We start from the raw sequence: 25,991 nt of genomic DNA, 5'->3' as shown, positions 1-25,991 counted from the left end.
CGTACCGCCCCTCGCCCCCCGGCGTGTCCCACTCGTGTAGAGAAAGAGTGCCTTCCCCGCCCCGAATAGCCACTCTTTCTCTACACGAGGCGAGAAGCGCGAGGGGGAGGGAGCGCGGGTTAGCGGGTGGGGCGGAGGCGGGTGAGGATCAGGCGGCGGGCGCGGGCGTCGGTGGAGAGCAGGAGGGTGGCGGCGACCAGGCCGGCGGCGGCGCCGAGGACGAAGACGCCGAGCAGCGGGTGCAGGTCGTTCACCCCGAGCCGGTCGGTGGCCAGCGGGGTCAGCGCGGCACCGGCGGCGGCCAGCAGCGCCGGCAGGGTCGGTACGAGGAACCGGACCACCGAGGCACCGATCGCCTTGCGCACGGTGACCCAGATGGAGACGGCGTTGACCACGAGCTGCATGCCGATGCCGGCGATCGCGACCGCACTCGCCTCGGTCACGTCGTCGCGCCCGTTGAGCAGGGTGCCGACCGCGGCCAGGGTCGCCACGCCGAGGATGCCCCGGGTCCAGAGGATCGCGGCGAGCTTCGCCGGCTGCCCGATCGCCTGGAGTGCCGGGCCGAGCAGCACGCCGTACACGTTGATCACGCCGAAGAGGCAGAGCAGCCGCAGCGGGATCTCGGTGCCGGCCCACTCCGGACCGAGGAAGCCGACCAGCGGGGTCGCGGTGGCGGTGAGCACGCCCAGCACCGGCAGGCCGGCGATCGCGCCGAGGTGTTGCAGCTTGGTGAGGTGGGTGGCGAACGCCTCCCGTTCCGCCTGGAGCCGGGACAGCGACGGCAGCGCGACCTGTTGCAGCGACCGGACCGTCACGTCGACCAGCATGTCCGGCAGCCGCGCGGCGAGCCGGTAGATGCCGGTGGCGGCCGGGCCGAAGAAGATGCCGGTGAAGATGATGTCGGCCTTGGAGCTGAGCATGAGGCCGAGGCCGGCGTTCGCCGAGTGGGCGGAGAAGGCCCACAGGTCGCGGATGGCGCCGAGCCGGGGGCGCCGGCTCGGCCGCCAGGGGCAGACCGTCCAGAGCACGATCAGGCTGACCACGGAGGTGGCCAGTTGCTGCGCCACCAGGGCCCAGATGCCCGCGCCGGCCAGGGCGAGCGAGATGCCGACGACGCCGCTGATCGCGGCGGCCAGCAGGGTACGGATGGCGACCGAGCGGAATTGCAGGTCGCGACGGAGCAACGCCTCCGGCACGATGGCCAACCCCTGGAGCAGTACGAGCGGGGAGAGGGCGAGGCAGACCTCGGTCAGCCCGTCCGGGCTGCGGTTGACGAACGCCCAGACCGGGCTGAGAAGGGCGGTGAGCGCGCCGACACCGAGGCCGGCGAGCAGGGTCACCCCGAAGGCGGCGTCGAGGTGCTCCGGGGTGAGCTTGTCCCGCTGCACGATCGCCGAGACCAGCCCCTGCTGGATGATCGTCTGGGCGATGGTGATGAAGACCGTGGCCATCGCCACCAGCCCGAACTCGTTCGGGCCGAGCAGCTTCGCGAGCAGGAAGGTGACCACGATCGAGGAACCGACCCGGCCGGCGGTGAGCAGGTAGGACCAGCCGATGGCCGAGCGGATGCGGCCGCGGCTGGGCGCCGGCGGGGATTCGGTCGGTACGGACTCGGTGGGTGCGTCGGGCGTTGCGCTGACCACTAGACGTTTCCCTCTGCCGTGCTGGCCCTCGACCGGCGACTGAGCCGGCGGCGCCAGCGGCCGACAAACACCCGGACCCGCCGGGCCCACCAGGCGCCGAGAAAGGCCAGGGCGGAGCTGATCCGGGTGCCGAGCGGGTCGTCCCCGGTCAGCAGGGTACGGAGGGTCTCCAGCAGCATCCGCTGCCGGGGTGCCCTGACCTTGGCGTTGTCCTGGGCGTACCAGGACAGGGCGGATGCGAGGGTGGCGTCCTTGGCCTGGCGGCTGGAGGCGCCGTGCATCCGGCGCAGGAACAGCGACTGGTTCACCTCGTGGATCTCACCGAGCCGGGCCACCTCCGCGACCAGGGTGTAGTCGGAGGAGAGGAACGGCCGGATCATCCCGGTGCGGCGCAGCGCGGAGAGCCGGAACACGCCGAAGTGGGCGTGACAGAGGTTGATGTTGCGGGCCACCCCGGCGACCCGCCGCCAGGGGCGGTGGTCGCGCAGGTCCAGCCGGTCGGCGTACGGGCCGATCACCGAGCCCTCCTCGTCGATCAGCACGGTACGGGGGTAGGCGAGTACCGCCTGTGACCCTGCGGCGTCCAGTGCCGCCACGCAGGTGCTCAGGAAGGTGGGGAGGCAGACATCGTCGTACGCGACCCACTTGAACAGCTCGCCCTGGGCGAGTTGGGCGACCCGGGCGTAGTTGACGTGGCCGCCGAAGTTGCGCGGGTTCTGGTAGAGCCGGAACCGCGGATCGGCCGAGGCGTAACGCTGGCAGATTTCCCAGGTCCGGTCGGTCGAGGCGTTGTCGCTGACGATGATCTCGAAGTCCTGGTAGTCCTGCGCGAGCAGCGCGTCCAGACAGCCTTCGAGGTACCGCTCGGCGTTGTAGAGGGGAACGCCGAGACTGACCCGGGGCGCTCCGTCCATCACTCTCCTCAGCTTCGGCTGAACGTCGATGAATGTCGGTGTGATCCGGGGGCCGTTGATCAGGCCACCATCACTTCGGCCTCGACACCGAGCGCGCGGAGTGCGGCGCCGATCTCGTTCCGGTAGGCGGGGTTCGTGATGATCACCGAACGGGTACCCAGCTCGGTCAGGCTCGCAGGGGAGCCTACCTCGTGCCCGGTCACCGGCAGGTATCTGCCCCATTTGCGTGGATTGACGTCGACCACCGCGGCGAGTCGGCCGTCCGGGTCGGCGAGGTGCAGGAACTGTACGCCGCGCGAGCCGGCGCCCCAGAGCACCGGCCGGTCACCGGCGGCGAGCAGCCGGTCGATGGTGGACCGCCAGCGTTCCCGTTCGGCGGCGTGCCGGGCGGCGAAACCGGCGATCGACTCCAGTTGCCGGTCCCGGTCGGCCGGACCAGGCAGCTCGCCCGAGCCGCCGCCCGCCGGCAGGTTCACCGCGATCTCCACGAACCGGAACATGCCGGAGAAGAGCGGACCGGTGTCGGTCACCTGCCAGCCGGCCCGCTCGACCACCCGGCGCAACGAGTACGCGTCGAAGTACGAGACGTGCGGGTAGATCACCTCCCACCCGGCGGTGGCGAGGTCGTAACAGGCGTCCGGAACTTCCAGATAACCGCGTACGGGCCGGTCGCCGGCGAGTTCACGGAGCCGGACGAGGAAGCCGTACGGGTCGTCCAGGTGCTCGAACCAGTGCCGGGAGGTGACGAAGTCGAACTCCGGCGTGCTGTCGTCCAGTGGTGCGTGCCCGGCGTGGAAGATCGCGCCGGACGGGTCCGGACCGGTCGGGCCGGCGTACATCGCGTCGTAGCCGTGGCCCCCGGCCCCCGCCACGTGGCACAGCTCGCGCAGGAACTCGCCCTGGCCGCAGCCGATGTCCAGCACCGACGCGCCGGCCAGCGGGTAGCGCTGCACCAGGTGCTTGACCAGCTCGGCGGAGAAGGTCTGGAACGCCGGCGAGTGGTGCAGGTTGGTGTCCATGGTGGCGTCGTAGACCAGTGCGGCCGGGTCGAAGGCGAGGTTGCGCACGTACGCGCACTCGGGGCAGTAGGCCAGCTCCATGGCGCCCAGCGGCGAGGCGAGCGCCTCGTCCCGACTGGCCCAGTGCACCCCGCAGAACACCGGGATCTCACCGAGGTCGGCGAACGGGACGAGGCTGGCGCCGCCGCAGGCGTCGCAGGTCCGGGTCATGCCGGCACGTCGGCGGACCAGCGCAGTTGCGCGTCGAGCCGGCCCGCGCCCTGGAGCGCCTGGATCCGGCGCAGCCGCTGGTGTCGTTCGCCGCGGAACACCTCGATCGTCAGCCCGTGCCGCTGGTACGCCTCGACCAGTTCCTCGATGCCCTTGCGCACGGTCCAGCGCGGTCGGAAGCCGGGCACCTCGGCGGCGATCAGGTCGCAGCTCACCCGGTAGTTGCGGGAGTCGGCCGAGGCGCCACCGGCGAATGTGACGGTGGATCCGTCGACCACCTCGGCGACCAGTTCTGCGACGTCGCGGATCAGGTAGTTCTCGCTGCTCACGCCGACGTTGTACGCCTTGCCGTGGACCTGCTCGCGGGGCGCCTCCAGCAGGGCCAGGAACGCGGCGCAGATGTCCTCGGCGTGCACCAGCGGACGCCAGGCGGTGCCGTCGGAGAGCAGCCGGACCTCGCCGGTGAGCAGGGCGCTCGCGGTCAGGTCGTTGACCACCAGGTCGCCGCGCAGCCGGGGGGAGAAGCCGTACGCGGTGGCGTTGCGCAGGAAGACCGGGGAGAAGTCGTCGTCGGCCAGCGCGGTCAGGCCCTGTTCGGAGAGGATCTTCGACTCACCGTACGGGGTGACCGGTGCGAAGCCGGCGTTCTCGTCCAGCGGCCGGTCGTCCAGCCCGGCGCCGTAGAGGCTGCACGAGGAGGAGAAGAGGAAGCGGGTCACCCCGGCCGCCTTGGCCGCCTCGGCCAGCCGCACCGTGGCCCGATGGTTGACGTCGTACGTCAACTCGGGGTTGAGGTTGCCGATCGGGTCGTTGCAGAGGGCCGCCAGGTGGCAGACCGCGTCGAAGCCGGCAAGGTGCTCCGGCCGTACGTCGCGCAGGTCCAACCGCAGGGAGGGCACTTCGGCGGGCGCCGGCCCGAGCAGGCAGTCGGCGAAGAGGTCGGTGTCGAGCCCGGTGACCCGGTGGCCCGCCGCCTGGAGCAGCGGAGTCAGCACACTGCCGAGGTAGCCGTGATGACCGGTGACGAGAACGCGCACGGCAAAGCTCCCGAGGATCCGCGGGGGTGAGAAGGAGAGTTTATGAGGGCCGGGTGATCACGGCCGAGTAGTGTCGGACTTTTTACTGAACAGCCCGGCCCTTAAGCGCCGGAACTAGCGTGTCCGAAGCGTGCCGGCGGGCGCCGCGCGATGTGGGCGGATAATCGGGGTGGATGGCATGACCATTGCGGAATGTCGGCTCTGTGGCACGGCATTGACCGAGACGTTCGTGGACCTGGGCATGTCGCCGTTGTGCGAGAGCTACCTGCCCGAGGACCGGCTGGACAGCGCCGAGACCTTCTACCCGTTGCACGTACGGATCTGCTCCGGTTGCCTGCTCGTGCAACTGCCGGCATATGTGCCGGGGGAGGACATTTTCTCCGACTACGCCTATTTCTCCTCCTATTCCGATTCCTGGGTCGCGCACGCCAAGCGGTACGCCGACACGATGACCGAGACGCTCGGACTCGGCCCGGACAGCCTGGTCACCGAGGTGGCCAGCAACGACGGTTACCTGCTCCAGCACTTCGTCGCCCGGGGCGTCCCGGTGCTCGGGGTGGAGCCGGCGGCGAACGTCGCGGAGGTGGCGCGGGCCAGGGGGATCCGTACCGAGGTGCACTTCCTGGGGGCCGAGACCGGCGCCGAGCTGGCCGCCCGGTACGGCCGGGCCGACCTGGTCGCCGGCAACAACGTCTACGCCCACGTGCCGGACCTGATCGGGTTCACCGCCGGGCTGGCCGCGCTGGTGAAGCCGACCGGGCTGGTCACGCTGGAGTTCCCGCACCTGCTGCGGCTGATCGAGCGCCGGCAGTACGACACCATCTACCACGAGCACTACCAGTACCTCTCGCTGCTCACCGCGCAGCGGGCGCTGGCCACCGCCGGCCTGGCCGTCGCCGACGTCGAGGAACTCTCCTCGCACGGCGGCTCGCTGCGGGTGCACGCCCGGCCGACGACGCCGTCCGTCGCCGGACCGCCGGCGGTGGAGATCGAACCGGGTCGGCCGCGGACCGCGGAGAGCCTCGGCCGGGTGCCGTCGGGCCCGGGTTGGGAGCCGTCCAGTAACGTCAAGTCGGTGCTGGAGGCGGAGGCCGAGGCCGGGCTGCACACGCTCGACGGGCACCGGGGCTTCGCCGAGGCGGTGTTCACCATCAAGCGCAACCTGCTCGACTTCCTGCTCACGGCGCGGGCCGAGGGCAAGCGGGTGGTCGGGTACGGTGCGCCGGGCAAGGGCAACACGCTACTCAACCACTGCGGGATCCGGTCGGACCTGCTGGCGTACACGGTCGACCGGAGTCCGCACAAGCAGGGCAGGTTCCTGCCGGGGACGCACATCCCGATCCACGCGCCGGAGCGGCTGGCCGTGGACCGTCCCGACTACGTGCTGGTCCTGCCCTGGAACCTGCGTACCGAGATCTCCACCCAGCTGGCGTACGTCCGCGAGTGGGGCGGCCGGCTGGTCTACCCCATTCCGGAGCTTGAGGTGGTCTGATGAAGGTCGTCCTGTTCTGTGGCGGACTGGGCATGCGGATGCGGGAGGGGGCCGCGTCGGCGCCCAAACCGATGGCGATGATCGGTGACCGCCCACTGCTCTGGCACGTCATGCGCTATTACGCCCACTTCGGACATACCGAATTTATCCTCTGTCTGGGTTACGGTGCCGCGGCGGTCAAGGACTACTTCCTGCACTACGACGAGACGCTCTCCAACGACTTCACTCTCACCATGGGCGGTCGGGACGTGCGCCTGTTCGCCACCGACATCACCGACTGGAACATCACCTTCATCGACACCGGGCTCGGCGCGACCATCGGCGAGCGGCTGATGCGCGTCCGCAAGTACGTCCAGGACGACGAGATGTTCCTGGCCAACTACGCCGACACGCTCACCGACGCGCCCCTGCCCGAGATGATCGCCCGGTTCCGGGAATCGACCTCCACGGCCAGCCTGCTCGCCGTACCGGTGCAGTCGACCCACCACGTGATCGACATCGACGAGTCCGACCAGGTACGCCGGGTCCGGCCGATCCGCGAGCTGATGCAGTGGGAGAACGGCGGCTACTTCATCCTCCGCCCGGAGATCTTCGACGAACTGCGCGAGGGCGAGGACATGGTCCCGCACGCCTTCGACCGGCTGCTGCCGCAGCGGCGGCTGATGGCACAGCGCTACACCGGCTTCTGGCGGGCCGCCGACACCTTCAAGGACCGGGCCGAGCTGGAGGAGCTCTACCACTCCGCCTGCTGCCCGTGGATGCTCTGGGACGCCAACCGGCACAGCGGCGCCCCGATCCCGTCCCCGCTCGGCATACCGGGCGACGCCCCGGCCGAGCTCGCCGGACCCGGCACCCCGGCCCTGATCCGTTGATGGGCGCGCTGCGGTTGGGTGCGGTCCGCTCCCTGGTCGTCGTCGGGGCGCACCCGGACGACATCGAGATCGGCGCCGGTGGGCTGCTGCTCGCGCTCGGCGCCGCCAACCCCGACCTGCGGGTGCACTACCTCCTGCTGACCGGTACGCCGGACCGGCAGGCCGAGGCGCGGGAGGCGGCAGCCGCCTTCCTGCCCACCGCCCGGATCGATTTCGACCTGCACGAACTCCCCGACGGGCGGGTGCCCGCGCACTGGGAACGGGCGAAGGAGATCGTCAACGCGGCGGCCGCCGCAACCGACCCGGACCTGGTGCTCGCACCGGGTACGGACGACGCCCATCAGGACCACCGCACCCTGGCCGAACTGGTACCCACCTCGTTTCGCCGCGCGTCGGTGTTGCACTATGAAATCCCCAAGTGGGACGGTGACCTGGGCCGGCGCAACATTTACCTGCCGCTCACCGACGAGCAGACCAGGCGCAAGGTGGAGCTGCTACACACCAGTTACCCGTCCCAGAAGGACCGGGACTGGTGGGACGACGAGGTCTTCCTCGGGCTGGCCCGGCTGCGGGGCATGGAATGCCGATCCCGGTACGCCGAGGCGTTCCGGTGTGAGAAAGCGGTAATCGAGTTATGACCCAGCACAGCGAGCCGGCCCGATGACCGGCGAAGTGCTTTCCGCCTGCCTGTTCGGCGTACCCGGATCCCACCTCAACCTCGGCGTGGGCGCGCTGCGCGCGGCCACCCTCGGCGGGTTACTGGCGCGCGAGCCGCAGGCCGACGTGACCGTCTTCGACGACGGCTGGGGCGAGCGGTCCGGCCACGCCTTCGTCGGCGGCCGACCGGTCTCGATCTCGCTGGCCGGCGCCCGGCACTCGCGCCGATACCACCGGCCCGAGTCCTACCTGAACATGCGGGTCAGCGCCGCACTCGGCGGATTCGGCAACTCCGGGGTCGCGAGGATCGACCGGGCCGACGTGGTGCTCGACGTCAGCGGCGGAGACAGCTTCAGCGACATCTACGGCGAACACCGGTTCCGCACGGTGGCCTGGCCGAAGCGGCTCACCCTGCTGCGCCGCCGACCGCTGGTGCTGCTGCCGCAGACCTACGGGCCGTTCCGCTCGGACCGGATCCGGGCCGAGGCCGCCGCGCTCATCCGCGGCGCCACCATGGCCTGGGCCCGCGACCCGGAGAGCTACGTCGCCCTGAGTGAACTGCTCGGCGCCGATCTGGACCCGGCCCGGCACCGCGAGGGCGTCGACGTGGCCTTCGCCCTGGAACCGCGCCAACCGGACCAGCCGGCGCTGGACACCCTGAACCGGTGGTTCGACGCGGCCCCCGGCCCGGTGATCGGGATCAACATCAGCGGCCTGATGGCCCGCGCCGAGGGCCGGACCCAGTTCGGCCTGGCCGCCGACAGCGCCGAGGTGGCCCGCCGGCTCTGCGAACGGCTGCTCGACGAACCGGACACCCGTGTGATCATCGTGCCGCACGTGCGCAGCCCGCACGGCGCCGACGACGACACCACCGCCAGCGAGCGGCTGCACGCCGCCCTCGTCGGAAAGTACGGCGACCGGATCACGGTCAGCCCGCCCGGCCTCGACCCGCACCAGAGCAAGTGGGTGATCGCCCGGACCACCTGGTTCTGCGGCATGCGGATGCACGCCACCATCGCCGCGCTCTCCTCCGGTGTGCCGGTGGCGAACATCGCGTACAGCCTCAAGGCGCGCGGGGTCTTCGCCAGCGTGGGCCAGGAACGGCACGTCGCCGAAGCCCGTACGCTCGCCGACGACGACCTGCTCGACGTGCTCTGGCGGTCCTGGACGTCCCGCGCCGAGACCGCCGTCGAACTCGCCGAACGGATACCGGTGGCGATCGGCCAGGCAGGGCAGCAGATGGACGAGATCGTCGCCGTGGCCCGTGCCGAGCGGGCGCGGCGGAGCGCGGGAGCACGTCGGTGAGCCGGCCGGAGACCGTACACGACGTCGCGGCGCACAAGCTCTGCACCGGCTGCGGCGTCTGCGCGTACCTCGCCCCGGACGAGATCCGGATGGTCGACGTACTCGACCAGGGCCGCCGGCCGATCCCGATCACCCCGATCGGCGGCCCGAGCACCGGTGCGGCGGCCGCGCTGGCCTGCTGCCCCGGCGTCAAGCTGGAACACGAGGCGAGCGCGCCCGCGCCGGGTGAGATCCCCGAGCTGCGGGCCGCCTGGGGCCCGGTCCGCAAGATCTGGGAGGGGTACGCCGCCGACCCCGAGATCCGGTACGCCGGCTCCAGCGGCGGGGTGGCCACCGCGTTGGCCGCGTTCTGCCTCGAACACGAGGGAATGGCCGGGACGCTGCACATCGGCGCCCGAGCCGACGTGCCGTACCTGAACGAGACCCGGATGTCGCGCAGCCGGGCCGAACTGCTCGCCAACGCCGGCTCCCGCTACGCACCGGCCAGCCCGGCCGACCGACTCGACCTGATCGAGTCGGCCGAGGCACCGGCCGTGTTCATCGGCAAGCCCTGCGACGTCGCGGCGGTCCGGATGGCCCGACAGGTCCGGCCCGCGCTCGACGCCCGGGTCGGGCTCACCATCGCCGTCTTCTGCGCCGGCACCCCGAGCACCCAGGGCACCCTGGAGATGATGCGCCAGCTCGGGGTGACCGACCCGGACCGGGCGGAGTCCGTGCACTACCGGGGCAACGGCTGGCCGGGGCTGGCCCGTACCCGGATGGTGGACGACCCGCCGGGGGAGCTGCGGACGCTCACCTACGAGCAGTCCTGGGGCGACATCCTCCAGAAGCACCGGCAGTGGCGCTGTTACCTGTGCGCCGACCACACCGGCGAGTTCGCCGACGTGGCCGTCGGTGACCCGTGGTACAGGCCGACCGGCGACGATCCGGGGCGCTCCCTGGTGCTGGCCCGCACCGAACGGGGCGTACGGCTGGTGGAGGCGGCCATCGCGGCCGGCGCGCTGGTGCTGGAGCCGGTGGCGGCCGAGATCCTGCCCGCCTCGCAGCCGAACCTGCTGCGCGCCCGGGGTGCCGTCTGGGGCCGGATGAGTACGCTGCGCGCCGCCGGCCTGATGACGCCCCGGCTACGCCGGCTGCCGATGGCCCGGATGTGGTTCCGGCACCTGTCCACCAAGGAGAAGCTCCAGTCCACCGTCGGTACGGTGCGCCGGATCAAGCGCAAGCGGCTGCGTGAACCGGCCGACCTGACCCCGTACGGCGACCGGCACCGCTCGGTCGGCGGTTAGCCGCTGGACCCCGTCGGCGGGCGCCGGTCACCTGACCACCGGTTGCCCGCTGTCGAACCAGACGTTGCTGCCCCGGTCCCAGGTGATGCCGGCCTGGTCGGCTCGGGCGATCACGCCGTAGCGGAAGTCGCGGCCGAACCGGTTGCCGCGGATCACGATGTTCGACCCGACCAGGTCGTCCCGGACCCCGATCGAGTAGTTGCCGCCGTTGCAGTAGTTCTCCTCGACCAGCAGGTTGTCCACCGAGTCGCTGGTGGTCGAGCCGATCATGAGGCAGGCGTTCGACGGGTCCCGGGTGTCCGGGTCGTGCGGCTCCAGCCGGTTGTGCCGAACCACAATGTTGTTGCCGCCGGTGGTCTGCAACGTGTCGTTGTGCGAGTCCGGGATCCGTGACAGGTCGTGGATCCACGAGTCGACAACGGTCGTGTTGGCGCTGAGCCGGGGGCCGTCGACGACGTGGTGGATGTTCACCCGGCGGAGGGTGTAGTTGGCGCAGCAGACCGCGGCCGAGTTCTTCCCCATCCCGTTGATCTCCACGTTCTCCACCAGCAGGTCGGTGGCCGAGTCGTAGGTTCGGATGGAGAAGGTGGCGCTGTCGCAGGTGATCCGGGAGTTGCGGATGGTCACGTTCTTCGCCCGTACGGTCACGCAGCCGGTGATGTCGAGGTTGCTGACCACCACCCCCGGCTCCCGCAGGTCCAACGAGCCGGACGGCCGCAGCGCGGTGCCGGCCGGTACGCCGGTGTTCCCCGGTCCGGGCCAGTAGCTCATCGGGGTGGGGGCGCCGGCGACGTTCGCCGCGGGTGCTCGGGTGCCGAAGTCCATCGGGCTCGGTGTGGCGCCGCCCGTCGCCCGGCCCCGGTTGAACGGGCGGCCGTTGACGGTCGAGTCGACGATCGTGGCGGGCGCGTCGGCGCGCTGCTGGAACGGGTCGCGACAACCGTCCACCCGTACCCGCAGGGCGGAGTAGCCGCCGGGCACTATGCCGTCGGTCCGGTCCTCGGCGCAGTCGATCCGGGTGTCCTCGATGACGGTGTTGCGTACCCCGTCCCGGATCCGGATCGCGGCGGACCCGCCGGCCTGGATGGTGACCCGCCGGAGCGTGACGTGGTCGGCCGCGATCTCGATCGGGCGGCTGATGGTCTGCCCCCAGAGGACGGTGTTCGGCTGGTCGAGCACGAGCGGCCCGTCCCGTCCCGGCCCGACGAGGGTCACGATCAGGTAGCCGGTGCCGATGATCACGGCGAGACAGATGCCGATGACGATCACGAGCAGCGGGCCGCGCCGGACCGATCGCGGCGCCGGCTCGGGCGGCTCGGCCGGGGGAGCCGGCGGGACCGGTGGTAGCGCTTCGACACCGGTCATCAACGTCCCCCTTAGTGATCAAGAATGATCCTACAAGTGGGTGCGGAAGCGAAGGAATTGTTAATTCTGACAACTTGTGGACAACTATTTCGACCTCGGTCCACCCGTCGGCCGGTCAGCGGGCCTGCTGGCGCGGCAGCACCACCTCGCGCAGGATCAACTGGATCGCCGCCATCGCGGGAATCGCCACCAGCGCACCGATCACGCCGAACAGAGCCACCCCCACCAGCGCGGCGACGATCGCCGCCACGTCGTTCACCTTGACCGACCGCTCCATCACCTTGGGGTAGATCAGGTAATTCTCAAGCTGCTGGTAGATGACGAAGAAGACGAGGCACGCGATTCCCGCCGGCAGATCGGTGGCGAATCCGACCAGGCTGACGATGACCGCGCCGAGGGTCGCGCCGATCTGCGGAACCAGGTCGCAGACGGCCACCACGACGGCCAACGCGAACGGGTACGCCAAACCGACGATCATCGCGAAGACGAAGGTGCAGACCCCGGCGAGTACGGCGATCGCCAGCGCGCCGACCATGTACGCGCCAACCTTGGCCAGTATCTCGTCCGTGATCAGGGTGACCCGGTGCCTGCGGCTGGCCGGCACCAGGGCGTACCCGAGCGTCTTCAACCGGTCGAAGGCGGACATGAAGTAGATGGTCAGGACCAGCACGGTCAGCACGTTGAAGATGGCACCGAAGATGAACTGGGCGCCGCCGAAGACACCGCCGACCGCGTGGCCGAGCGTCTCCGGGTTCGCCGCCGCCTGGATCCGGTCCATCAGGTCGTACCGCTCGACCAGGTCGTTGACCGTGGCGTTGCGTCGCAACTCCGCCACGTACGTGGGGACCTGGTCGAGGAACTGGCCGGTCTGGGTCACCACCGGTGGCACCAGCGCGAAGATCCCACCGGCGAGCACCAGCAGCACGGTCAACGCGACCACCGTCACGGCGAGCCCGTGCGGCAGCCCCCAGCGGCGCAACCGGGCCACCGCGGGATTGAGCCCGATGGCGAGGAAGAGCGCGATGAAGATCAAGATCAACATCGAGGCGGCCCCGCGTACGGCGAGGAACGTCGTGTACGCCAGCAGCAGCCCCAGCCCGCCGGTGAACCCGATCAGGAAGCTGTTGCGGCGCAACGGCCGACCGGGCTGCCCAAACCGGCCGCCGGCGTACTCCGGTTCGCCGGCACCGGTCCGGTCCGGCGCGTCGGTCGGAGCCGGCCGGTCGGCGTTGTCCTCCGTACCGCCGACCCCGCCGGTACGGCGCTGCTCCGGCGGCGTTGTCGCCCACTGGTCCTCGGCAGACCCCGCCCTCGGCTCCTCGCCCGCCACCGGCCCTCCCGCCCCGCGCCCACCTGTTCGGGCAGGCTATCGGCTCGGCCCGACCCGGCCCCGGCCAGGGCCGTGCCACCGGATCCGTCGAGGGCTACTCGGACTCGACCGAGACCTTCTGCTCGGCGTCCACCGAGACCTTCTTCGGTTTCGCGCTGCGCTCGTCAGTGGTCGGCTTGGCGCTGCGCTCGTCAGTGGTCGGCTTCGCGCTGAGCTTGCCACTGTCCCCGGTGCTGGTGATCTTGGTGGCGGTCGCCTCCCGGCCACCCTCGCCCGGCACCGCCGCCACGGTCGGCTCACCGTTCACGTCGGCGGTGATCGCGTCCGCGTTGACCGGTGCCTCCGCCGGAGCGGTCGGGCTGGTCCGGGGCGCCGGCCGGTCGACCGCGCTGTCGGCCGCCCGCTGTACGTCGGCGCCCGCCTCCACCACGAGCTGCTCGGCCTCCTCGGCCGACCGCTGGGTGCCGGTCAACCGCTGCTGCTCACCGGCCAGTTGCTGGTGCGCCTCGGCCAGCCGACGCTGGATGTTGTCCGACTCCTGCCGGGACGCCACGGTCTCCTGCCGCAGGTCGGCGAGCTGCTGCTGCGCCTTCGCGATCTCCTGCATCACCTCGGCGAGCTGCTGCCGGCCGGCCGCCGCCTCCTGCTGCGTGGTGGCCAGGTGCTGCTGGGTGGTGGCCAGGTGCTGCTGGGCGGTGGCGGTGTACTCCTCGAACTGGCGCCGGGACGCCGCCGCGTGCTCGTCGGCCTCCTGCCGCGCGGCGGCGAGGTGCTCGTCGGCCTCCCGCTGCACCTGCTTGGCGTGCTCGTCGGCCAGCCGGCGGATCTCCCCGGCCTCCCGCTCCAGCTCCGCCCGCTGGGCGGCGTGCTGCTGCTCGATGTTGGTCCGCCACTGGGCGAACTCCTGCTCGGAGGCGGTACGCCGGGCGGCCAGCTCCTGCTCCGCGGCGCTCCACCGGCCGGCGATCTCCTCGTCGATGGTGGCCCGGCGCTGCTCGATCTCGTGGTCGACGCTGGCCCGCCAGCCGTCCAACTCGCGCTGCGTCTGGGCGCGGACCTGCTCCACGTACGCGTCGGCGTCCACCCGGGACCGCCGGACGATCTCCGCGGTCTGCTCGGTGATCTGCTGCGCCTCCCGCTGGGCCTTGGCGTGGGCGGCCTCGCCGGCCTCCCGCAGCGTGGCACCCTCCTGCCGGCCCTTCGTCGCCGCCGTCTCACCGGCCTCGCGGAGCTGGGCGGCCTGCCGCTGCGCCTGCGCAACCGCCGTCGCCCCGTCCTGCCGGGCGCGGGCGACCAGCGTCTCGCTCTCCTGCCGGGCCATGGCCAACTGGGCTTCGGCGTCCTGCTTGGCCTTGGCCAGCGTCGCCTCGCCGTCCTGCTTGGCCTTGGCCAGGGTGGCCTGGGCGGCTTCGCGGAGCCGGGTCGCCTCCTGCCGGGCCTGGGTGAGCGTGGTCTCCCCGTCCTGGCGCGCCTTGGCCAGGTGGGCATCGCTGTCCTGCTTGGCCTTGGCGAGGGTGGCCTGGGCCGTCTCGCGTAGCCGGGCCGCCTCCTGCCGGGCCTTGCCGAGCATCGACTCGCTCTCCTGCCGGGCCTTGGCCAGGGTCGCTTCGCTCTCCTGCCGGGCCTTCGCGAGCGCCGCCTCGCCGTCCTGCTTGCCCTTGAGTCGAGTCGCCTCGCCCTCCTTGCGGGCCTTGGCGAGGGTGGCTTCGCTCTCCTGTCGGGCCTTCGCGAGTGCGGCCTCGCCGGCCTGGCGCAGCTGCGCGCCCTCCCGGTGCCCCGTCTCGTGCGCGACCTTCCCGGCCTCCTGGAGCCGGGCGGCCTGCTCGGTCGCGGCGGCGACGGCGGCATCCACCTTCGCCTTGCGGGCGGCGGCGGCCTGCTCCTCCTCCCGGCGGCGCGAGGAGAGGGCGAGCTCGAAGTCGCGCAGCGCCGTGGCGGCGTGGTCGCGTGCCTCGGTGAGGATCCGGTTGGCCTCGCCGCGGTACGCCTCGGAGTCGCTCGTCGCCTTCGAGAGGGTGATCTCGGCCTGCTCGTGGGCGAGGGCCAGGATCTGCCCGACCACCGGGCCGACGTGCAACAGCGATGCCTGGTCCACCGTGCCGGCCTGACGCCGTACGTCGGTGAGTTCCCGTTGCATCTGCTCGACCTGACCGGCGAGCTTGTGGATCTGGGTGAACGCCTGGTCACGTTCGGCGGCGAGCGTGGTTATCTCGTTCTCCGCCCGGATGACGTACCGGTCCACCTGTCGTCTGTCATAGCCCCGCAGGGCCGACTCGAAGCTGGGCTCCGTAGCCACTTCCCCGCCAAGAGCGAACAGTTCCTCGCCGTGCGACATGTCCCCATCCTCACATGCGGTGTGGCGTCCCGCGGCGATACCGTCCGGCCCGATGGGATGATGGCAACTACTTCGTTATTGTACGGGCTGTCCGTTTTGTTGGCGTCAGCCGGGTTAATCCACGATGGCCGAGCCGAGTCCGGACAGGCCGCGGGGCCGTACCGGCATTATCCGGTACGGCCCCGCGCACTCTCCTGCCCCGCTCGGCGGGTCCCACCCGAAAACGGGCCGGACCCGGGCCGACAAACCTGCCCGACGAACCCACGCCTGCCGGAACCCCGGTCAGCTCGCCGCGTCGGCGGTCTTCCGCTCCTCCGCGTCGTCCTTCTTCGCGACCGGTGCCGGCGCCGGTGCCGTCGGCACGATGCCGGCCAGACCGGAAAGCATCTGCCCGAGCTGCGAGGTGACCGCGTCCTTCTGCCGGGTCAGGTCCTCGACCTCGCGGCGAGCCGCCTGCGTGGTCAGGTCCGCCTCGGTACGCGCCTCGTTCAGCAGCCGGTTCGACTCGGCCCGAGCCTCGTTCAGGGTCTTGTCGGCGAGCGCCTTTGCCTTCTCCACCGTCTCGTGCGCGTTGCGCTCGGACTCGATCCGGCGCGCCTCGGCCCGCTGCTCGATCTCCTTCGCCCGATCCTGCGCGGCGCGGGCCCGCTGCTCGGCCTCGCCGACCAGCTTCTGCGTCTGCGCCACCTGGGCGGCGTGCCGCTCGGACTCCTCCCGCTCGGACTTCTCCCGGCGCTCGGCCAGCTGAAGCTCCAGCGCCTGGAGGTCCTTGTCCCGCTTGTCGCGGGCGTCGGTGAGCAGCTTGGTCGCCTCGGCGCGCTTCTCCTCGGCCTCCCGCGCCGCCTTCGCGCGCTGCTGGGTGATCTCCCGCTCGGCGGTGGCGCGCAGGGTGGCGACCTCCCGCTCGACCGTGGACTTCAGCTCGGCCACCTCGTGCGCGGTCACCGTACGGAGCTGCTTGGTCTCCCGGTCGGCGTCGGCGCGCAGCGTGTCCGCCTCGCGGCGGGCCTGCACCCGCACCTCGGCGGCCTCCCGCTCGGCGGTGGTACGGACGGTGCCCGCCTCCCGCTCGGCGGTGGCCTTCATCGCGGCGGCCTCGGCCCGCGCCTTGTCGGTGATCTCACGCGCTTCGAGCCGGGCGGCGGAGAGGATGCCCTCGGACTCGCGCTTGGCCTCGCTGCGGTGGTCGTTGGCCTGCTCCTCGGCGAGCCGCAGGATCTGCTCGACCCGGGTGCCGAGCCCGGACAGGGTGGGCCGGCTGTTCTCTTCGAGCTGCTTGTTGGTGTCGGTGAGCTTCTGCTCCACCGAAGCCAGGCGCTGCTCGGCCTGACGGAGCCGACGCTGGGCGTCGTTCATCCGCTGCTCAGCCTCGGCGCGTGCCTGCTCGGACTGGGCCAGCGCCGCGGTCAGCCGCCCGAGGTGGCCGTTGACCTGCTCGCGGTCGTAGCCGCGGAGGGCCACCGTGAAGTCGGGTTGCGAGTTCGCGTTCTCGAAGAACGTAAGAGGGGAGGACTGCTGCTGGGGCATTGGCACATACTGGCAGACACACCGGGGTCCTTCGCAAGAGCTGACCGGCGTTATCACGCCCTGTTCACACGGTCAACGAGGGCACGTCGGACCGGCGTACCCTGGTGTGATCTTGCCAGCTCCGGGGGCCGGCGGCGGCCGTCGCGCCGCCCGCGCGACGGCCGAACGCACCGGTCGTCGCTCCTTTCCGGAAGGTCGCGGTAACGCGTTCCCGGCTACCCCCGAACCACACAATGAGCCCGGATCGAACGGACGGAATACCAATCCCGGACCGTCGGAATGGTCGTCGATGCGGGTCGCAGAGATAGCAGTGCGTAGTCGACCCGGCCCGGCGGCACCACCGACGCCCCGGCCGGGCGGTGCCGTCAGCGACCGGCGAGCCGGGCGACGATCGGCGCCGCGGCGTCCAGGTTGCCGCCCAGGTGCAGGTAGTTGATGCCGAACCGGTCGCGGAGCGCGAACAGCCGGTCGACGCACTCGTCCACCGAACCGTGCAGCACCGACGGCGAGGCGGCCAGCGCGGCCGGCTCGGCGAGCGCCGCGTGACTGGACGTCGACCGGTGCTCCACCCCCCGGTGGGTGACCCGGACGTCGAACATCCGCAACTGGAACTCCAGCGTCGCCGGATCCCGACCGGCCGCCCGCGCGGCCTCCCGGGCCCAGGCCACCTTCCGGTCCATCCGCTCCGGACTCATCTCCGCCACCGCGGCGAGCGGGTCGACGTCCGGCGCCAGCCGAGGGTTGATCCCGACGATGTCGGCCGTCCGGCCGGCCAGTTCGAGCACCCGGCGACTGCCGCCGCCGACCAGCAACGGCGGCCGGGGCCGCTGCACCGGCTTGGGCAGCCCGTCCAGCTCGGTGAGCCGGTAGTGCCGGCCGGCGAAGCTGACCGGCTTGTCGCCGAACAGGCCGGTGACCACCTCGATCGCCTCGGCCAGCCGGTCGACGCGTACGCCCGGCGGGTCGAACGGCAGGCCGGCGGCGTCGTGGTCGTCGCGCAACCAGCCGGCACCGAGCCCCACCTCGACCCGCCCGCCGGAGAAGACGTCGAGGTTGGCCATCGACTTGTGCAGCAGCACCGGGTGCCGGAAGTCGTTGCAGAAGACCATGCCGAGCACCCGCAGCCGGGTGCTGGCCTCGGCCGCCACCGTCATCGCCACCAGCGGGTCCATCGCCCAGCCGCCGGTGAAGTGGTCGGAGACCGACACCGAGCTGAAACCGAGCTGCTCGATCCGCCGGATCTCGTCGCGCCACTGCGGCACCGGGCGGTTCAGCGCCGGCATCGAGGCGGTGAACCGGAACGGCCGGGGGCCGGCGACGGCGGTAGGGTCCGGGAGAGGGGGCATCGCCCGACTCTAGGCGGGCCGCCGACTCGTACGTGTGGTCGGGGCGGGCCGCTACCCAGTCGGATTCTCGACAGCGGACCCGGGTGTGACCACGAGGTCCTTTCGGCTTCGGCCCGGCGCGGCATACCGTGGCCCCCGGCTGGGAACTCTTCGCAGGAGGCCGCGATGACGGTGGTGTACTTCGACTCGCCCATGTCCGACGACGAGCGGCGGCGCAAGCTCTTCGGCGGGGACCTTTTTGTCTACTCGCCCACCCCGCACTCGATGGCGCTGGTCGCCTTCGCGCGGGAGATGGCCGAGTCGGCGTTCGCGCCGCACTTTCCACCGGACGCCCAGCACCACCTGTCCGGGCCCGAGTACGTGCGGGTGCTGGCCGACCTCAAGCCGACCTTCATCAACCACCCCCGGAGCAAGGAACTCGTCCGGGGGATGCTCGCCGACCTGGGCGCGGACGTGGAGCAGACGTACTTCGACGTGCCCCGGCTGCGGAGCATGACCAGCGAGTACCTCAACGCCGGGCTGACCCTCCAGTTCGAGTCGCACCGGGACACCTGGTTCTCCGCGCCGATGTCGCAGCTCAACTTCTGGATGCCGGTGTACGACGTCGAGGAGGCCAACGTGATGGCCTTCCACCCGCCGTACTTCTCCAACGGGGTGCGCAACAGCTCCCGCGACTACAACTACGCCCAGTGGGTGGCGCACGGGCGTACCGCCGCGGCGCAGCAGGTCGACACGGAGACCCGCAAGCAGCCCGAGGCCGAGGAGCAGATAGCGCGCGAGCCGGACATTCGGGTGATCACGCCGCCCGGTGGCGTACTGCTCTTCTCCGGTGCGCAACTGCACACCACGGTCCCGAACACCTCCGGCAAGACCCGTTTCTCGATCGACTTCCGGGCGGTCAACCGCCGCGACGTCGAGCAGCGGGTCGGCGCGGCGAACGTCGACTCCGCCTGCACCGGCACCACCCTCGGTGACTTCCTGCGCGCGACCGACCTGGAGCCGCTGCCGGCCGAACTGATCGAGTCGTACGACACCGTGCCGGCCTGACCCGACGCGGTAACCGCCCCGGGCGTCGTTCGGTTTCCCCGAACCGGCCCGGGGCGGTTCTCGTATCCCCCCGGTCAGGGGCGGGCGGGCTCGACCAGTTCGACCAGCACGCCACCGGCGTCCTTCGGGTGGACGAAGTTGATCCGGGAGCCGCCGGTGCCGCGCCTCGGGCTCTCGAACAGCAGCCGCAGGCCGCGCTCGCGCAGCGCCGCGCCGGCCGCCTCCACGTCGGTGACGGTGTACGCCACCTGCTGCACCCCCGGACCGGACCGGTCGAGGAACTTCGCGATGGTCGACTCCGGTGTCAGCGGGGCGAGCAGTTGCAGGTGTCCGCCGTCCGGGGTCGGGCCGACCTGGAGCATCGCCTCGCGTACGCCCTGTTCGTTGTTGACCTCGGTGTGTACGCACCGCATGCCGAAGGCCCGCTGGTAGAACTCGATCGCGGTGTCAAGGTCGGCGACCGCTATACCGACGTGGTCTATGCGTTGGAGACCGATGCCTGTGACGTAGTCCGCAGCGGTCTCGGCGAGGTGCTCTTCTGCCATAGCGCTAGTCTGGCCGAACAATCGTTAAGGTGCACGTACGGCCCACCCCTCGGAGGCGGAGAGTCATGGCTTCGGTGATCGTCAGCGGTGCGCGTACCCCGATGGGGCGGCTGCTGGGCAACCTCAAGGACCTGTCGGCGAGCAAGCTCGGCGGGATTGCCATCCGGGGTGCGCTGGAACGGTCCGGGGTCGCCGCCGACCAGGTCCAGTACGTGATCATGGGGCAGGTGCTCCAGGCCGGGGCCGGTCAGATCCCGGCCCGGCAGGCAGCGGTCGAGGCGGGCATCCCGATGTCCGTACCGGCGCTGACGATCAACAAGGTCTGCCTCTCCGGTCTCGACGCGATCGCCCTGGCCGACCAGCTCATCCGGGCCGGCGAGTTCGACATCGTGGTCGCCGGTGGCATGGAGTCGATGACCAACGCCCCGCACCTGCTGCTCAACCAGCGCACCGGCTACAAGTACGGCGACGTGACGGTCTCCGACCACATGGCGCTGGACGGGCTCACCGACCCGTGGGACTGCTGCGCGATGGGGGAGTCGACCGAGCGGCACGGGGTGCGGCACGGCATCACCCGCCAGGAGCAGGACGCCTTCGCCGTGGCCAGCCACCAGCGCGCCGCCGCCGCCCAGAAGAACGGCGTCTTCGCCGACGAGATCGTCCCGGTGGAGTTGCCGCAGCGCAAGGGCGACCCGCTGGTGATCAGCACCGACGAGGGGGTCCGGCCGGACACCACGGTCGAGACGCTGGCCCGGCTGCGCCCCGCCTTCACCCCCGACGGCACGATCACCGCCGGCAGCTCGTCGCCGATCTCCGACGGCGCGGCGGCGGTGGTCGTGATGAGCAAGACCAAGGCGATCGAGCTGGGGCTGACCTGGCTGGCCGAGATCGGTGCGCACGGCAACGTGGCCGGACCGGACAACTCGCTGCACTCGCAGCCGTCCAACGCGATCAACCAGGCGCTGCGCAAGGCCGGGCTCGGCATCGACGACCTGGACCTGGTCGAGATCAACGAGGCGTTCGCCGCGGTCGGCATCAAGTCCACCCGTGACCTCGGGATCAGCGGCGAGATCGTCAACGTCAACGGTGGCGCGATCGCCCTCGGGCACCCGCTCGGCATGTCCGGGGCCCGCCTGGTCCTGACCCTCGCCCTGGAGCTGCGTCGGCGCGGCGGCGGCACCGGGGCGGCGGCACTGTGCGGTGGCGGTGGGCAGGGCGACGCGCTGATCATCCACGTACCGAGCGGTGCCGGCGAGCGGGAGTGACGGTGCGACGCGGTCGGGACGTACCGCTGCTGGTCGAGCGGGCCCGCGACGGTGACGCCCGCGCGGTGGCCCGGCTGATCACCCTGGTCGAGTCCGGGGACGACCTGCTGCCGCAGGTGGCGGCGGCACTCGCGCCGTACGCCGGTCGGGCCCGGGTGATCGGCCTGACCGGTGCCCCGGGGGTGGGCAAGTCGACCACGACCAACGAACTGGTCCGGGCCCTGCGGGCCGGCGGCCACCGGGTCGGTGTGCTCGCCGTGGACCCGTCGAGCCCGTTCACCGGCGGCGCGATCCTCGGCGACCGGGTCAGGATGCAGCAGCACGCCACCGACCCCGGTGTCTACATCCGCTCGATGTCCAGCCGGGGTCACCTCGGCGGGCTGGCCGCGGCGACCCCGCAGGCGGTCCGGGTGCTGGAGGGCGCCGGCTGTGACGTGGTGCTGGTCGAGACGGTCGGGGTCGGCCAGGCCGAGGTGGAGGTCGCCTCGCTGGCCGACACCACGCTGGTGCTGCTCGCGCCGGGCATGGGCGACGCGATCCAGGCGGTCAAGGCCGGCATCCTGGAGATCGCCGACATCTTCGTGGTCAACAAGGCCGACCGGGACGGTGCCGACGCCACCGTCCGCGACATCCAGGGCATGATCGCGCTGGGCGAGCGCGGGCCGGGGCAGTGGCGTCCGCAGGTGCTGCGCGCGGTCGCCTCCCGGGCCGAGGGGATCGACGACATCGTCGCCGGGATCGAGCGGCACCGGGACTGGCTGGTCGAGCACGACGAGTTGCGCCGCCGCCGGGAGGCGCGGGCCGCCGCCGAGGTCGAGGCGATCGCGCTGGGCGCGCTGCGGGCCCGGCTGGGCTCACTGCGCGACGGTACGGGCCTGCCGACCCTGGCCGCCAAGGTCGCCGCCGGTTCGCTGGACCCGTACGCCGCCGCCGGTGACCTGCTCGCGGAGCTGGACCAGCGATCCACCGGATGAGCCGACCGCTTTCGTTTCCGGGCCTCGGGTTCCCCGCCGTCGTACCGGGATCGACCCCGCCGTCCTCGGTGGACACTATCCGTCAGGCCATGCCGGGATCGGGGTGCGGCGAGTAGGCTCCCTGATCGCGCAGGCGCCGGGGTCGGCGCCGAGACCAGGGGAGAAGCCAGCATGAGCGAGGTTGTGCAGAACACCGCGGGCGACGCCGCGGGCAGTGCCGAAGCCGGGGCGGCAGCCGTTCCCGCGCCGAGCACGCCGGCCGCCGCACCCCGCGGAACCACCGCGGTTTCCGAGGAGGTCGTGGAGAAGATCGCCGGCTTGGCCGCGCGTGAGGTGCCCGGTGTCGCCGACCTCGGTGGCGACGTGGCCCGCTTCTTCAACAACGTGCTGGACCGGATCGGGCTGGACGAGGTGGGCGACGCCGGCCGCGGTGTCTCGGTCGACGTGAAGGGTACGGCCGCCACCATCAACGTCGTCATCGTGCTCGAAGCCGGTCACGTGGTCGGCGAGGTCACCGAGGCGGTACGGGCCAAGGTCATCGAGGCGGTCGAGAAGTACGGCCTCCAGGTGACCCAGGTGAACGTCAAGGTCGACGACATCGAGCTGCCGGCCGCACCGGCTGCCGGCGCCTGAGCCCGGACCCGGTTCGGGGCCCGGCTCGGGTTCGGGCCTGAGCCACGGGTCACCCGGCCACAATTGCTGCGATTCTGGGACCTTTCGCTCCGGATCACTCTCGATCCGGTGGCGGAAGGTCCTTGATCGGCAGGCTGGCTTAGCGATCGTTCAGGAATGCCCTCTATGCTCGACTGGCAGTCGAGGACTCAAGGAGGAGCTCTCCGGATGAACGCCGACGAGATCGATGCCGGCCGGGCCCGTTGGCAGGCCCGGTACGACGCGGCCCGCAAACGGGACGCCGACTTCACCACCCTGTCCGGCGCGCCCGTCGACCCGGTCTACGGACCGCCGCCCGGCACCGACCACCCCGGCTTCGAGCGGATCGGCTGGCCGGGGGAGTACCCGTACACCCGGGGTCTCTACCCGACCGGCTACCGGGGGCGGACCTGGACCATCCGGCAGTTCGCCGGCTTCGGCAACGCCCAGCAGACCAACGAGCGCTACAAGATGATCCTCGGCGCCGGCGGTGGCGGACTCTCGGTCGCCTTCGACATGCCGACCCTGATGGGCCGCGACTCCGACGACCCCCAGTCGCTCGGCGAGGTCGGGCACTGCGGTGTCGCCATCGACTCGGCCGCCGACATGGAGACCCTCTTCGACGGCATCGGGCTGGCCGGCACCACCACCTCGATGACCATCTCCGGCCCGGCCGTGCCGGTCTTCTGCATGTACCTGGTCGCCGCGCAACGGCAGGGCGCCGATCTGTCCACTCTGGACGGCACGCTCCAGACCGACATCTTCAAGGAGTACATCGCGCAGAAGGAGTGGCTCTTCGAACCCGAGCCGCACCTGCGCCTGATCGGCGACCTGATGGAGTACTGCGCCAAGGAGATCCCGCGCTACAAGCCGCTGTCGGTCTCCGGCTACCACATCCGCGAGGCCGGCTCGACCGCCGCGCAGGAACTGGCGTACACCCTCGCGGACGGTTTCGGCTACGTCGAACTCGGCCTCTCCCGGGGCCTGGACGTCAACGTCTTCGCCCCCGGCCTCAGCTTCTTCTTCGACGCCCACCTCGACTTCTTCGAGGAGATCGCCAAGTTCCGGGCCGCCCGCCGGATCTGGGCCCGGTGGCTGCGCGAGGTCTACGGCGCCACCGACGAGCGGGCGCTCTGGCTGCGCTTCCACACCCAGACCGCCGGCGTCTCACTGACCGCGCAGCAGCCGGTCAACAACGTCGTACGGACCGCGGTGGAGGCGCTCGCCGCCGTACTCGGCGGGACCAACTCGCTGCACACCAACGCCCTGGACGAGACCCTGGCCCTGCCGACCGACGAGTCGGCCGAGATCGCGCTGCGGACCCAGCAGGTGCTGATGGAGGAGATCGGCGTCACCAATGTCGCCGACCCGCTCGGCGGCTCCTGGTACGTCGAGGCGCTGACCGACCGGATCGAGGCCGAGGCGGAGGAGATCTTCGCCCGGATCCGCCAGCTCGGCGGCGACGGACCGCACCGGATCGGCCCGATGACCTCCGGCATCCTGCGCGGCATCGAGGATGGCTGGTTCACCGGCCACATCGCCGAGGCGGCGTTCAGCTACCAGCAGGCGTTGGAGAAGGGCGAGAAGAAAATCGTCGGGGTGAACGTACACACCGGGACGACGGCCAAGGAGCTGGAGATCCTGCGCATCTCGCACGAGGTGGAGGTGGAGCAGCGCCGGCTGCTCGCCGAACGCAAGAGCGCCCGGGACACCACCGCGATCACGGCCGCCCTGGACCGCATGCTCGCCGCCGCCCGTACCACCGAGAACATGATCCCCGCCATGCTCGACGCCGTACGCGCCGAAGCCACCCTCGGCGAAATCTGCAACGCCCTCCGCACCGAATGGGGCACCTACCAAGAACCCCCCCGCTTCTAGCCCCCTCCCTCCCCCTCCCCCTCTCCCTCCCGTGCCCCCCGCGCGCCAGTCCTCCTGGTCCGCGATCTAGGGCATATGGGTGCTTGTTGATCTCCATTCACACGTATTTGCCCTAGATCACCGGGTGGAGGGGTGGGCGGGGGGTGGGCGGGGGTGGGGGTGGGGTTTATTCCTGGGTTTGGGGTGGGTGGGGTGATGTTCACTGGCCGTGGCGGTGGGTCTGGGTTGGGCTTCGCGCGTGCGAGACTAGACAACCATGAGCGACCCACGGATCACCTCGTCGATCTTCACCCGCGGCGCGGTAGACCTCGGCGCGCTGCGCAGCGCCGCCCAGCCGACCGCACGACCCGCCGGCCAGCCGCCGGCCAGCCCGTCCGCACCCGCTGCCACACCGGCCGGCGTCGCAGGTGGAGGTGGGGTCACCGTCATCGACGTCACCGAGGCGACGTTCCAGACGGAGGTGCTGGAGCGGTCCCTGACCACACCGGTGGTGATCGACTTCTGGGCCGAGTGGTGCGAGCCGTGCAAGCAACTCTCGCCGGTGCTGGAGCGGCTGGCGATCGAGGGCGATGGCGCCTGGGTGCTCGCGAAGATCGACGTCGACAGCAATCCGCGAATCGCGCAGATGTTCCGGGTGCAGGGCATCCCGATGGTCTACGCGGTGATCGGCGGCCAGCCGGTCGACGCCTTCTCCGGCGTGGTGCCCGAGTCGCAGTTGCGACAGTGGCTCGACGCCGTACTCAAGGCCGGTGGGGTGGCGGTCGACACGCCCGAGGATCCCCGACTGGGTGAGGCCGATGAGGCGCTCATCACCGGCGACCTCGACTCGGCCGAACGGGCGTACAAGAAGATCCTGTCGGACGCACCGGCGGACGCCGCGGCCGAGGCGGGCCTGGCCCACGTCGCGCTGGCCCGCCGGGTGACCGGGGTCGACCCGAACGTGGCCCTCGCCGCCGCCGCGGCCAACCCCGACGACGTCCCGGCGCACCTGCTGGCCGCCGACATCGAGGTGCTCAGCGGCCTGGCGGAACAGGCGTACGCGCGGCTGGTCAACCTGATCCGGCGCAGCTCGGGTGAGGACCGCGAGGGGATTCGTCGCCACCTGCTCTCCCTGTTCACCGTCGCCGGCCCCGACGACCCGGCCGTCGCCGGAGCCCGCCGGGCGCTCGCCAGCGCACTGTTCTGACCGACGCCGGCACGCTGTCCTGACCGGTCCCGGTCGGACGGTGGCCGAGGTGGTCCGGGTAGCGGTTGACCATGGAGCGTGAAAAGTCTGACGAGGCAAGTGCGAAA

The 25,991-nt window shown here is 71.3% G+C and carries 21 protein-coding genes; 11 read left to right on the top strand and 10 right to left on the bottom strand.

All coding sequences use genetic code 11. From position 1 onward, the window contains the following. Nucleotides 1-119: 119 nt before the first annotated feature. The 4 genes from OG792_RS27975 to OG792_RS27960 are packed head-to-tail and all read right to left on the bottom strand — an operon-like array spanning nt 120 to nt 4,823. The gene (locus OG792_RS27975) at nt 120-1,643 is read right to left on the bottom strand and encodes a lipopolysaccharide biosynthesis protein (protein WP_329103854.1); all 1,524 of its coding nucleotides are present in this window, start codon (nt 1,641-1,643) and stop codon (nt 120-122) included. Next, nucleotides 1,643-2,557, bottom strand: a complete 915-nt coding sequence (locus tag OG792_RS27970; RefSeq protein ID WP_329103851.1) for a glycosyltransferase family 2 protein — start codon at nt 2,555-2,557, stop codon at nt 1,643-1,645. The genes OG792_RS27975 and OG792_RS27970 overlap by 1 nt, the downstream gene beginning before the upstream one ends. 59 nt (nt 2,558-2,616) lie before the next feature. Continuing rightward, nucleotides 2,617-3,786, bottom strand: coding sequence for a class I SAM-dependent methyltransferase (locus OG792_RS27965; protein ID WP_329103850.1), 1,170 nt, complete (start codon nt 3,784-3,786; stop codon nt 2,617-2,619). After that, complete coding sequence (locus OG792_RS27960; protein WP_329103848.1) at nt 3,783-4,823, bottom strand: NAD-dependent epimerase/dehydratase family protein; 1,041 nt, start codon at nt 4,821-4,823, stop codon at nt 3,783-3,785. The genes OG792_RS27965 and OG792_RS27960 overlap by 4 nt, the downstream gene beginning before the upstream one ends. Nucleotides 4,824-5,001: 178 nt before the next feature. Here OG792_RS27960 and OG792_RS27955 point away from each other — a divergent pair, with 178 nt between their 5' ends. The 5 genes from OG792_RS27955 to OG792_RS27935 are packed head-to-tail and all read left to right on the top strand — an operon-like array spanning nt 5,002 to nt 10,435. Continuing rightward, a complete protein-coding gene (locus tag OG792_RS27955; RefSeq protein ID WP_329103846.1) occupies nt 5,002-6,315 on the top strand; it encodes a class I SAM-dependent methyltransferase in 1,314 nt (437 codons plus the stop codon). Next, a complete protein-coding gene (locus OG792_RS27950) occupies nt 6,315-7,187 on the top strand; it encodes a sugar phosphate nucleotidyltransferase (RefSeq protein ID WP_329103845.1) in 873 nt (290 codons plus the stop codon). The genes OG792_RS27955 and OG792_RS27950 overlap by 1 nt, the downstream gene beginning before the upstream one ends. Beyond that, a complete protein-coding gene (locus tag OG792_RS27945; RefSeq protein ID WP_329103843.1) occupies nt 7,187-7,825 on the top strand; it encodes a PIG-L deacetylase family protein in 639 nt (212 codons plus the stop codon). The genes OG792_RS27950 and OG792_RS27945 overlap by 1 nt, the downstream gene beginning before the upstream one ends. 22 nt (nt 7,826-7,847) lie before the next feature. Beyond that, nucleotides 7,848-9,149: a polysaccharide pyruvyl transferase family protein gene (locus OG792_RS27940; protein WP_329103841.1), complete on the top strand. Its 1,302-nt coding sequence runs from the start codon at nt 7,848-7,850 to the stop codon at nt 9,147-9,149. Then, nucleotides 9,146-10,435 carry a Coenzyme F420 hydrogenase/dehydrogenase, beta subunit C-terminal domain gene (locus tag OG792_RS27935; protein WP_329103839.1) on the top strand — a complete coding sequence of 430 codons (1,290 nt, stop codon included), beginning with the start codon at nt 9,146-9,148 and terminating at the stop codon, nt 10,433-10,435. The genes OG792_RS27940 and OG792_RS27935 overlap by 4 nt, the downstream gene beginning before the upstream one ends. A 27-nt stretch (nt 10,436-10,462) precedes the next feature. On the opposite strand, the gene OG792_RS27930 is transcribed toward OG792_RS27935, so the two are convergent. The 5 genes from OG792_RS27930 to OG792_RS27910 all read right to left on the bottom strand — a co-directional run bounded on the left by OG792_RS27930 (nt 10,463) and on the right by OG792_RS27910 (nt 18,338). Then, entirely contained in the window at nt 10,463-11,800 is a 1,338-nt protein-coding gene (locus tag OG792_RS27930) for a hypothetical protein (RefSeq protein ID WP_329103837.1), read from the bottom strand. A gap of 115 nt (nt 11,801-11,915) precedes the next feature. Next, a complete protein-coding gene (locus OG792_RS27925; RefSeq protein WP_442932508.1) occupies nt 11,916-12,935 on the bottom strand; it encodes an AI-2E family transporter in 1,020 nt (339 codons plus the stop codon). 289 nt (nt 12,936-13,224) lie between these two features. Beyond that, complete coding sequence (locus OG792_RS27920) at nt 13,225-15,465, bottom strand: hypothetical protein (RefSeq protein WP_329103834.1); 2,241 nt, start codon at nt 15,463-15,465, stop codon at nt 13,225-13,227. Between the two features lie 282 nt (nt 15,466-15,747). Further along, entirely contained in the window at nt 15,748-16,992 is a 1,245-nt protein-coding gene (locus OG792_RS27915) for a cell division protein DivIVA (RefSeq protein WP_329103832.1), read from the bottom strand. Between the two features lie 365 nt (nt 16,993-17,357). Next, nucleotides 17,358-18,338: a TIGR03621 family F420-dependent LLM class oxidoreductase gene (locus OG792_RS27910; RefSeq protein ID WP_329103830.1), complete on the bottom strand. Its 981-nt coding sequence runs from the start codon at nt 18,336-18,338 to the stop codon at nt 17,358-17,360. A 165-nt stretch (nt 18,339-18,503) separates the two neighbouring features. Between OG792_RS27910 and OG792_RS27905 the strand changes: the two genes are divergently transcribed. Beyond that, complete coding sequence (locus tag OG792_RS27905; protein ID WP_329103828.1) at nt 18,504-19,385, top strand: hypothetical protein; 882 nt, start codon at nt 18,504-18,506, stop codon at nt 19,383-19,385. Between the two features lie 74 nt (nt 19,386-19,459). Here the strand turns inward: OG792_RS27905 and mce are convergent, their stop codons facing one another. Further along, a complete protein-coding gene (gene mce / locus OG792_RS27900) occupies nt 19,460-19,930 on the bottom strand; it encodes a methylmalonyl-CoA epimerase (protein WP_329103826.1) in 471 nt (156 codons plus the stop codon). A 65-nt stretch (nt 19,931-19,995) separates the two neighbouring features. Between mce and OG792_RS27895 the strand changes: the two genes are divergently transcribed. The 5 genes from OG792_RS27895 (at nt 19,996) to OG792_RS27875 (ending at nt 25,884) form a co-directional block, all read left to right on the top strand. Further along, the gene (locus OG792_RS27895; RefSeq protein WP_329103824.1) at nt 19,996-21,195 is read left to right on the top strand and encodes an acetyl-CoA C-acetyltransferase; all 1,200 of its coding nucleotides are present in this window, start codon (nt 19,996-19,998) and stop codon (nt 21,193-21,195) included. Between the two features lie 2 nt (nt 21,196-21,197). Next, nucleotides 21,198-22,169 carry a methylmalonyl Co-A mutase-associated GTPase MeaB gene (meaB, locus tag OG792_RS27890; RefSeq protein ID WP_329103821.1) on the top strand — a complete coding sequence of 324 codons (972 nt, stop codon included), beginning with the start codon at nt 21,198-21,200 and terminating at the stop codon, nt 22,167-22,169. Nucleotides 22,170-22,340: 171 nt separating this feature from the next. Continuing rightward, nucleotides 22,341-22,802: an Asp23/Gls24 family envelope stress response protein gene (locus tag OG792_RS27885; protein ID WP_329103819.1), complete on the top strand. Its 462-nt coding sequence runs from the start codon at nt 22,341-22,343 to the stop codon at nt 22,800-22,802. Nucleotides 22,803-23,009: 207 nt separating this feature from the next. Next, complete coding sequence (locus OG792_RS27880) at nt 23,010-24,698, top strand: acyl-CoA mutase large subunit family protein (protein WP_329103817.1); 1,689 nt, start codon at nt 23,010-23,012, stop codon at nt 24,696-24,698. Between the two features lie 256 nt (nt 24,699-24,954). Then, nucleotides 24,955-25,884: a tetratricopeptide repeat protein gene (locus OG792_RS27875; protein ID WP_329103815.1), complete on the top strand. Its 930-nt coding sequence runs from the start codon at nt 24,955-24,957 to the stop codon at nt 25,882-25,884. Nucleotides 25,885-25,991 lie beyond the last annotated feature (107 nt).

Source organism: Micromonospora sp. NBC_01699, assembly GCF_036250065.1.
Lineage (GTDB): Bacteria > Actinomycetota > Actinomycetes > Mycobacteriales > Micromonosporaceae > Micromonospora_G.
Note: the sequence above shows the minus strand (reverse complement) of the source record. Positions and strands in the feature narration are given on the sequence as shown.

Excerpts from the sequence above, each read along its gene's own strand:
- OG792_RS27970 (WP_329103851.1), bottom strand. The coding sequence starts at position 2,557 with ATGGACGGAGCGCCCCGGGTCAGTCTCGGCGTTCCCCTCTACAACGCC.
- OG792_RS27965 (WP_329103850.1), bottom strand. The coding sequence starts at position 3,786 with ATGACCCGGACCTGCGACGCCTGCGGCGGCGCCAGCCTCGTCCCGTTC.
- OG792_RS27955 (WP_329103846.1), top strand. The coding sequence starts at position 5,002 with ATGACCATTGCGGAATGTCGGCTCTGTGGCACGGCATTGACCGAGACG.
- OG792_RS27950 (WP_329103845.1), top strand. The coding sequence starts at position 6,315 with ATGAAGGTCGTCCTGTTCTGTGGCGGACTGGGCATGCGGATGCGGGAG.
- OG792_RS27945 (WP_329103843.1), top strand. The coding sequence starts at position 7,187 with ATGGGCGCGCTGCGGTTGGGTGCGGTCCGCTCCCTGGTCGTCGTCGGG.
- OG792_RS27940 (WP_329103841.1), top strand. The coding sequence starts at position 7,848 with ATGACCGGCGAAGTGCTTTCCGCCTGCCTGTTCGGCGTACCCGGATCC.
- OG792_RS27930 (WP_329103837.1), bottom strand. The coding sequence starts at position 11,800 with ATGACCGGTGTCGAAGCGCTACCACCGGTCCCGCCGGCTCCCCCGGCC.
- OG792_RS27920 (WP_329103834.1), bottom strand. The coding sequence starts at position 15,465 with ATGTCGCACGGCGAGGAACTGTTCGCTCTTGGCGGGGAAGTGGCTACG.
- OG792_RS27915 (WP_329103832.1), bottom strand. The coding sequence starts at position 16,992 with ATGCCCCAGCAGCAGTCCTCCCCTCTTACGTTCTTCGAGAACGCGAAC.
- OG792_RS27910 (WP_329103830.1), bottom strand. The coding sequence starts at position 18,338 with ATGCCCCCTCTCCCGGACCCTACCGCCGTCGCCGGCCCCCGGCCGTTC.
- OG792_RS27905 (WP_329103828.1), top strand. The coding sequence starts at position 18,504 with ATGACGGTGGTGTACTTCGACTCGCCCATGTCCGACGACGAGCGGCGG.
- mce (WP_329103826.1), bottom strand. The coding sequence starts at position 19,930 with ATGGCAGAAGAGCACCTCGCCGAGACCGCTGCGGACTACGTCACAGGC.
- OG792_RS27895 (WP_329103824.1), top strand. The coding sequence starts at position 19,996 with ATGGCTTCGGTGATCGTCAGCGGTGCGCGTACCCCGATGGGGCGGCTG.
- OG792_RS27885 (WP_329103819.1), top strand. The coding sequence starts at position 22,341 with ATGAGCGAGGTTGTGCAGAACACCGCGGGCGACGCCGCGGGCAGTGCC.
- OG792_RS27880 (WP_329103817.1), top strand. The coding sequence starts at position 23,010 with ATGAACGCCGACGAGATCGATGCCGGCCGGGCCCGTTGGCAGGCCCGG.
- OG792_RS27875 (WP_329103815.1), top strand. The coding sequence starts at position 24,955 with ATGAGCGACCCACGGATCACCTCGTCGATCTTCACCCGCGGCGCGGTA.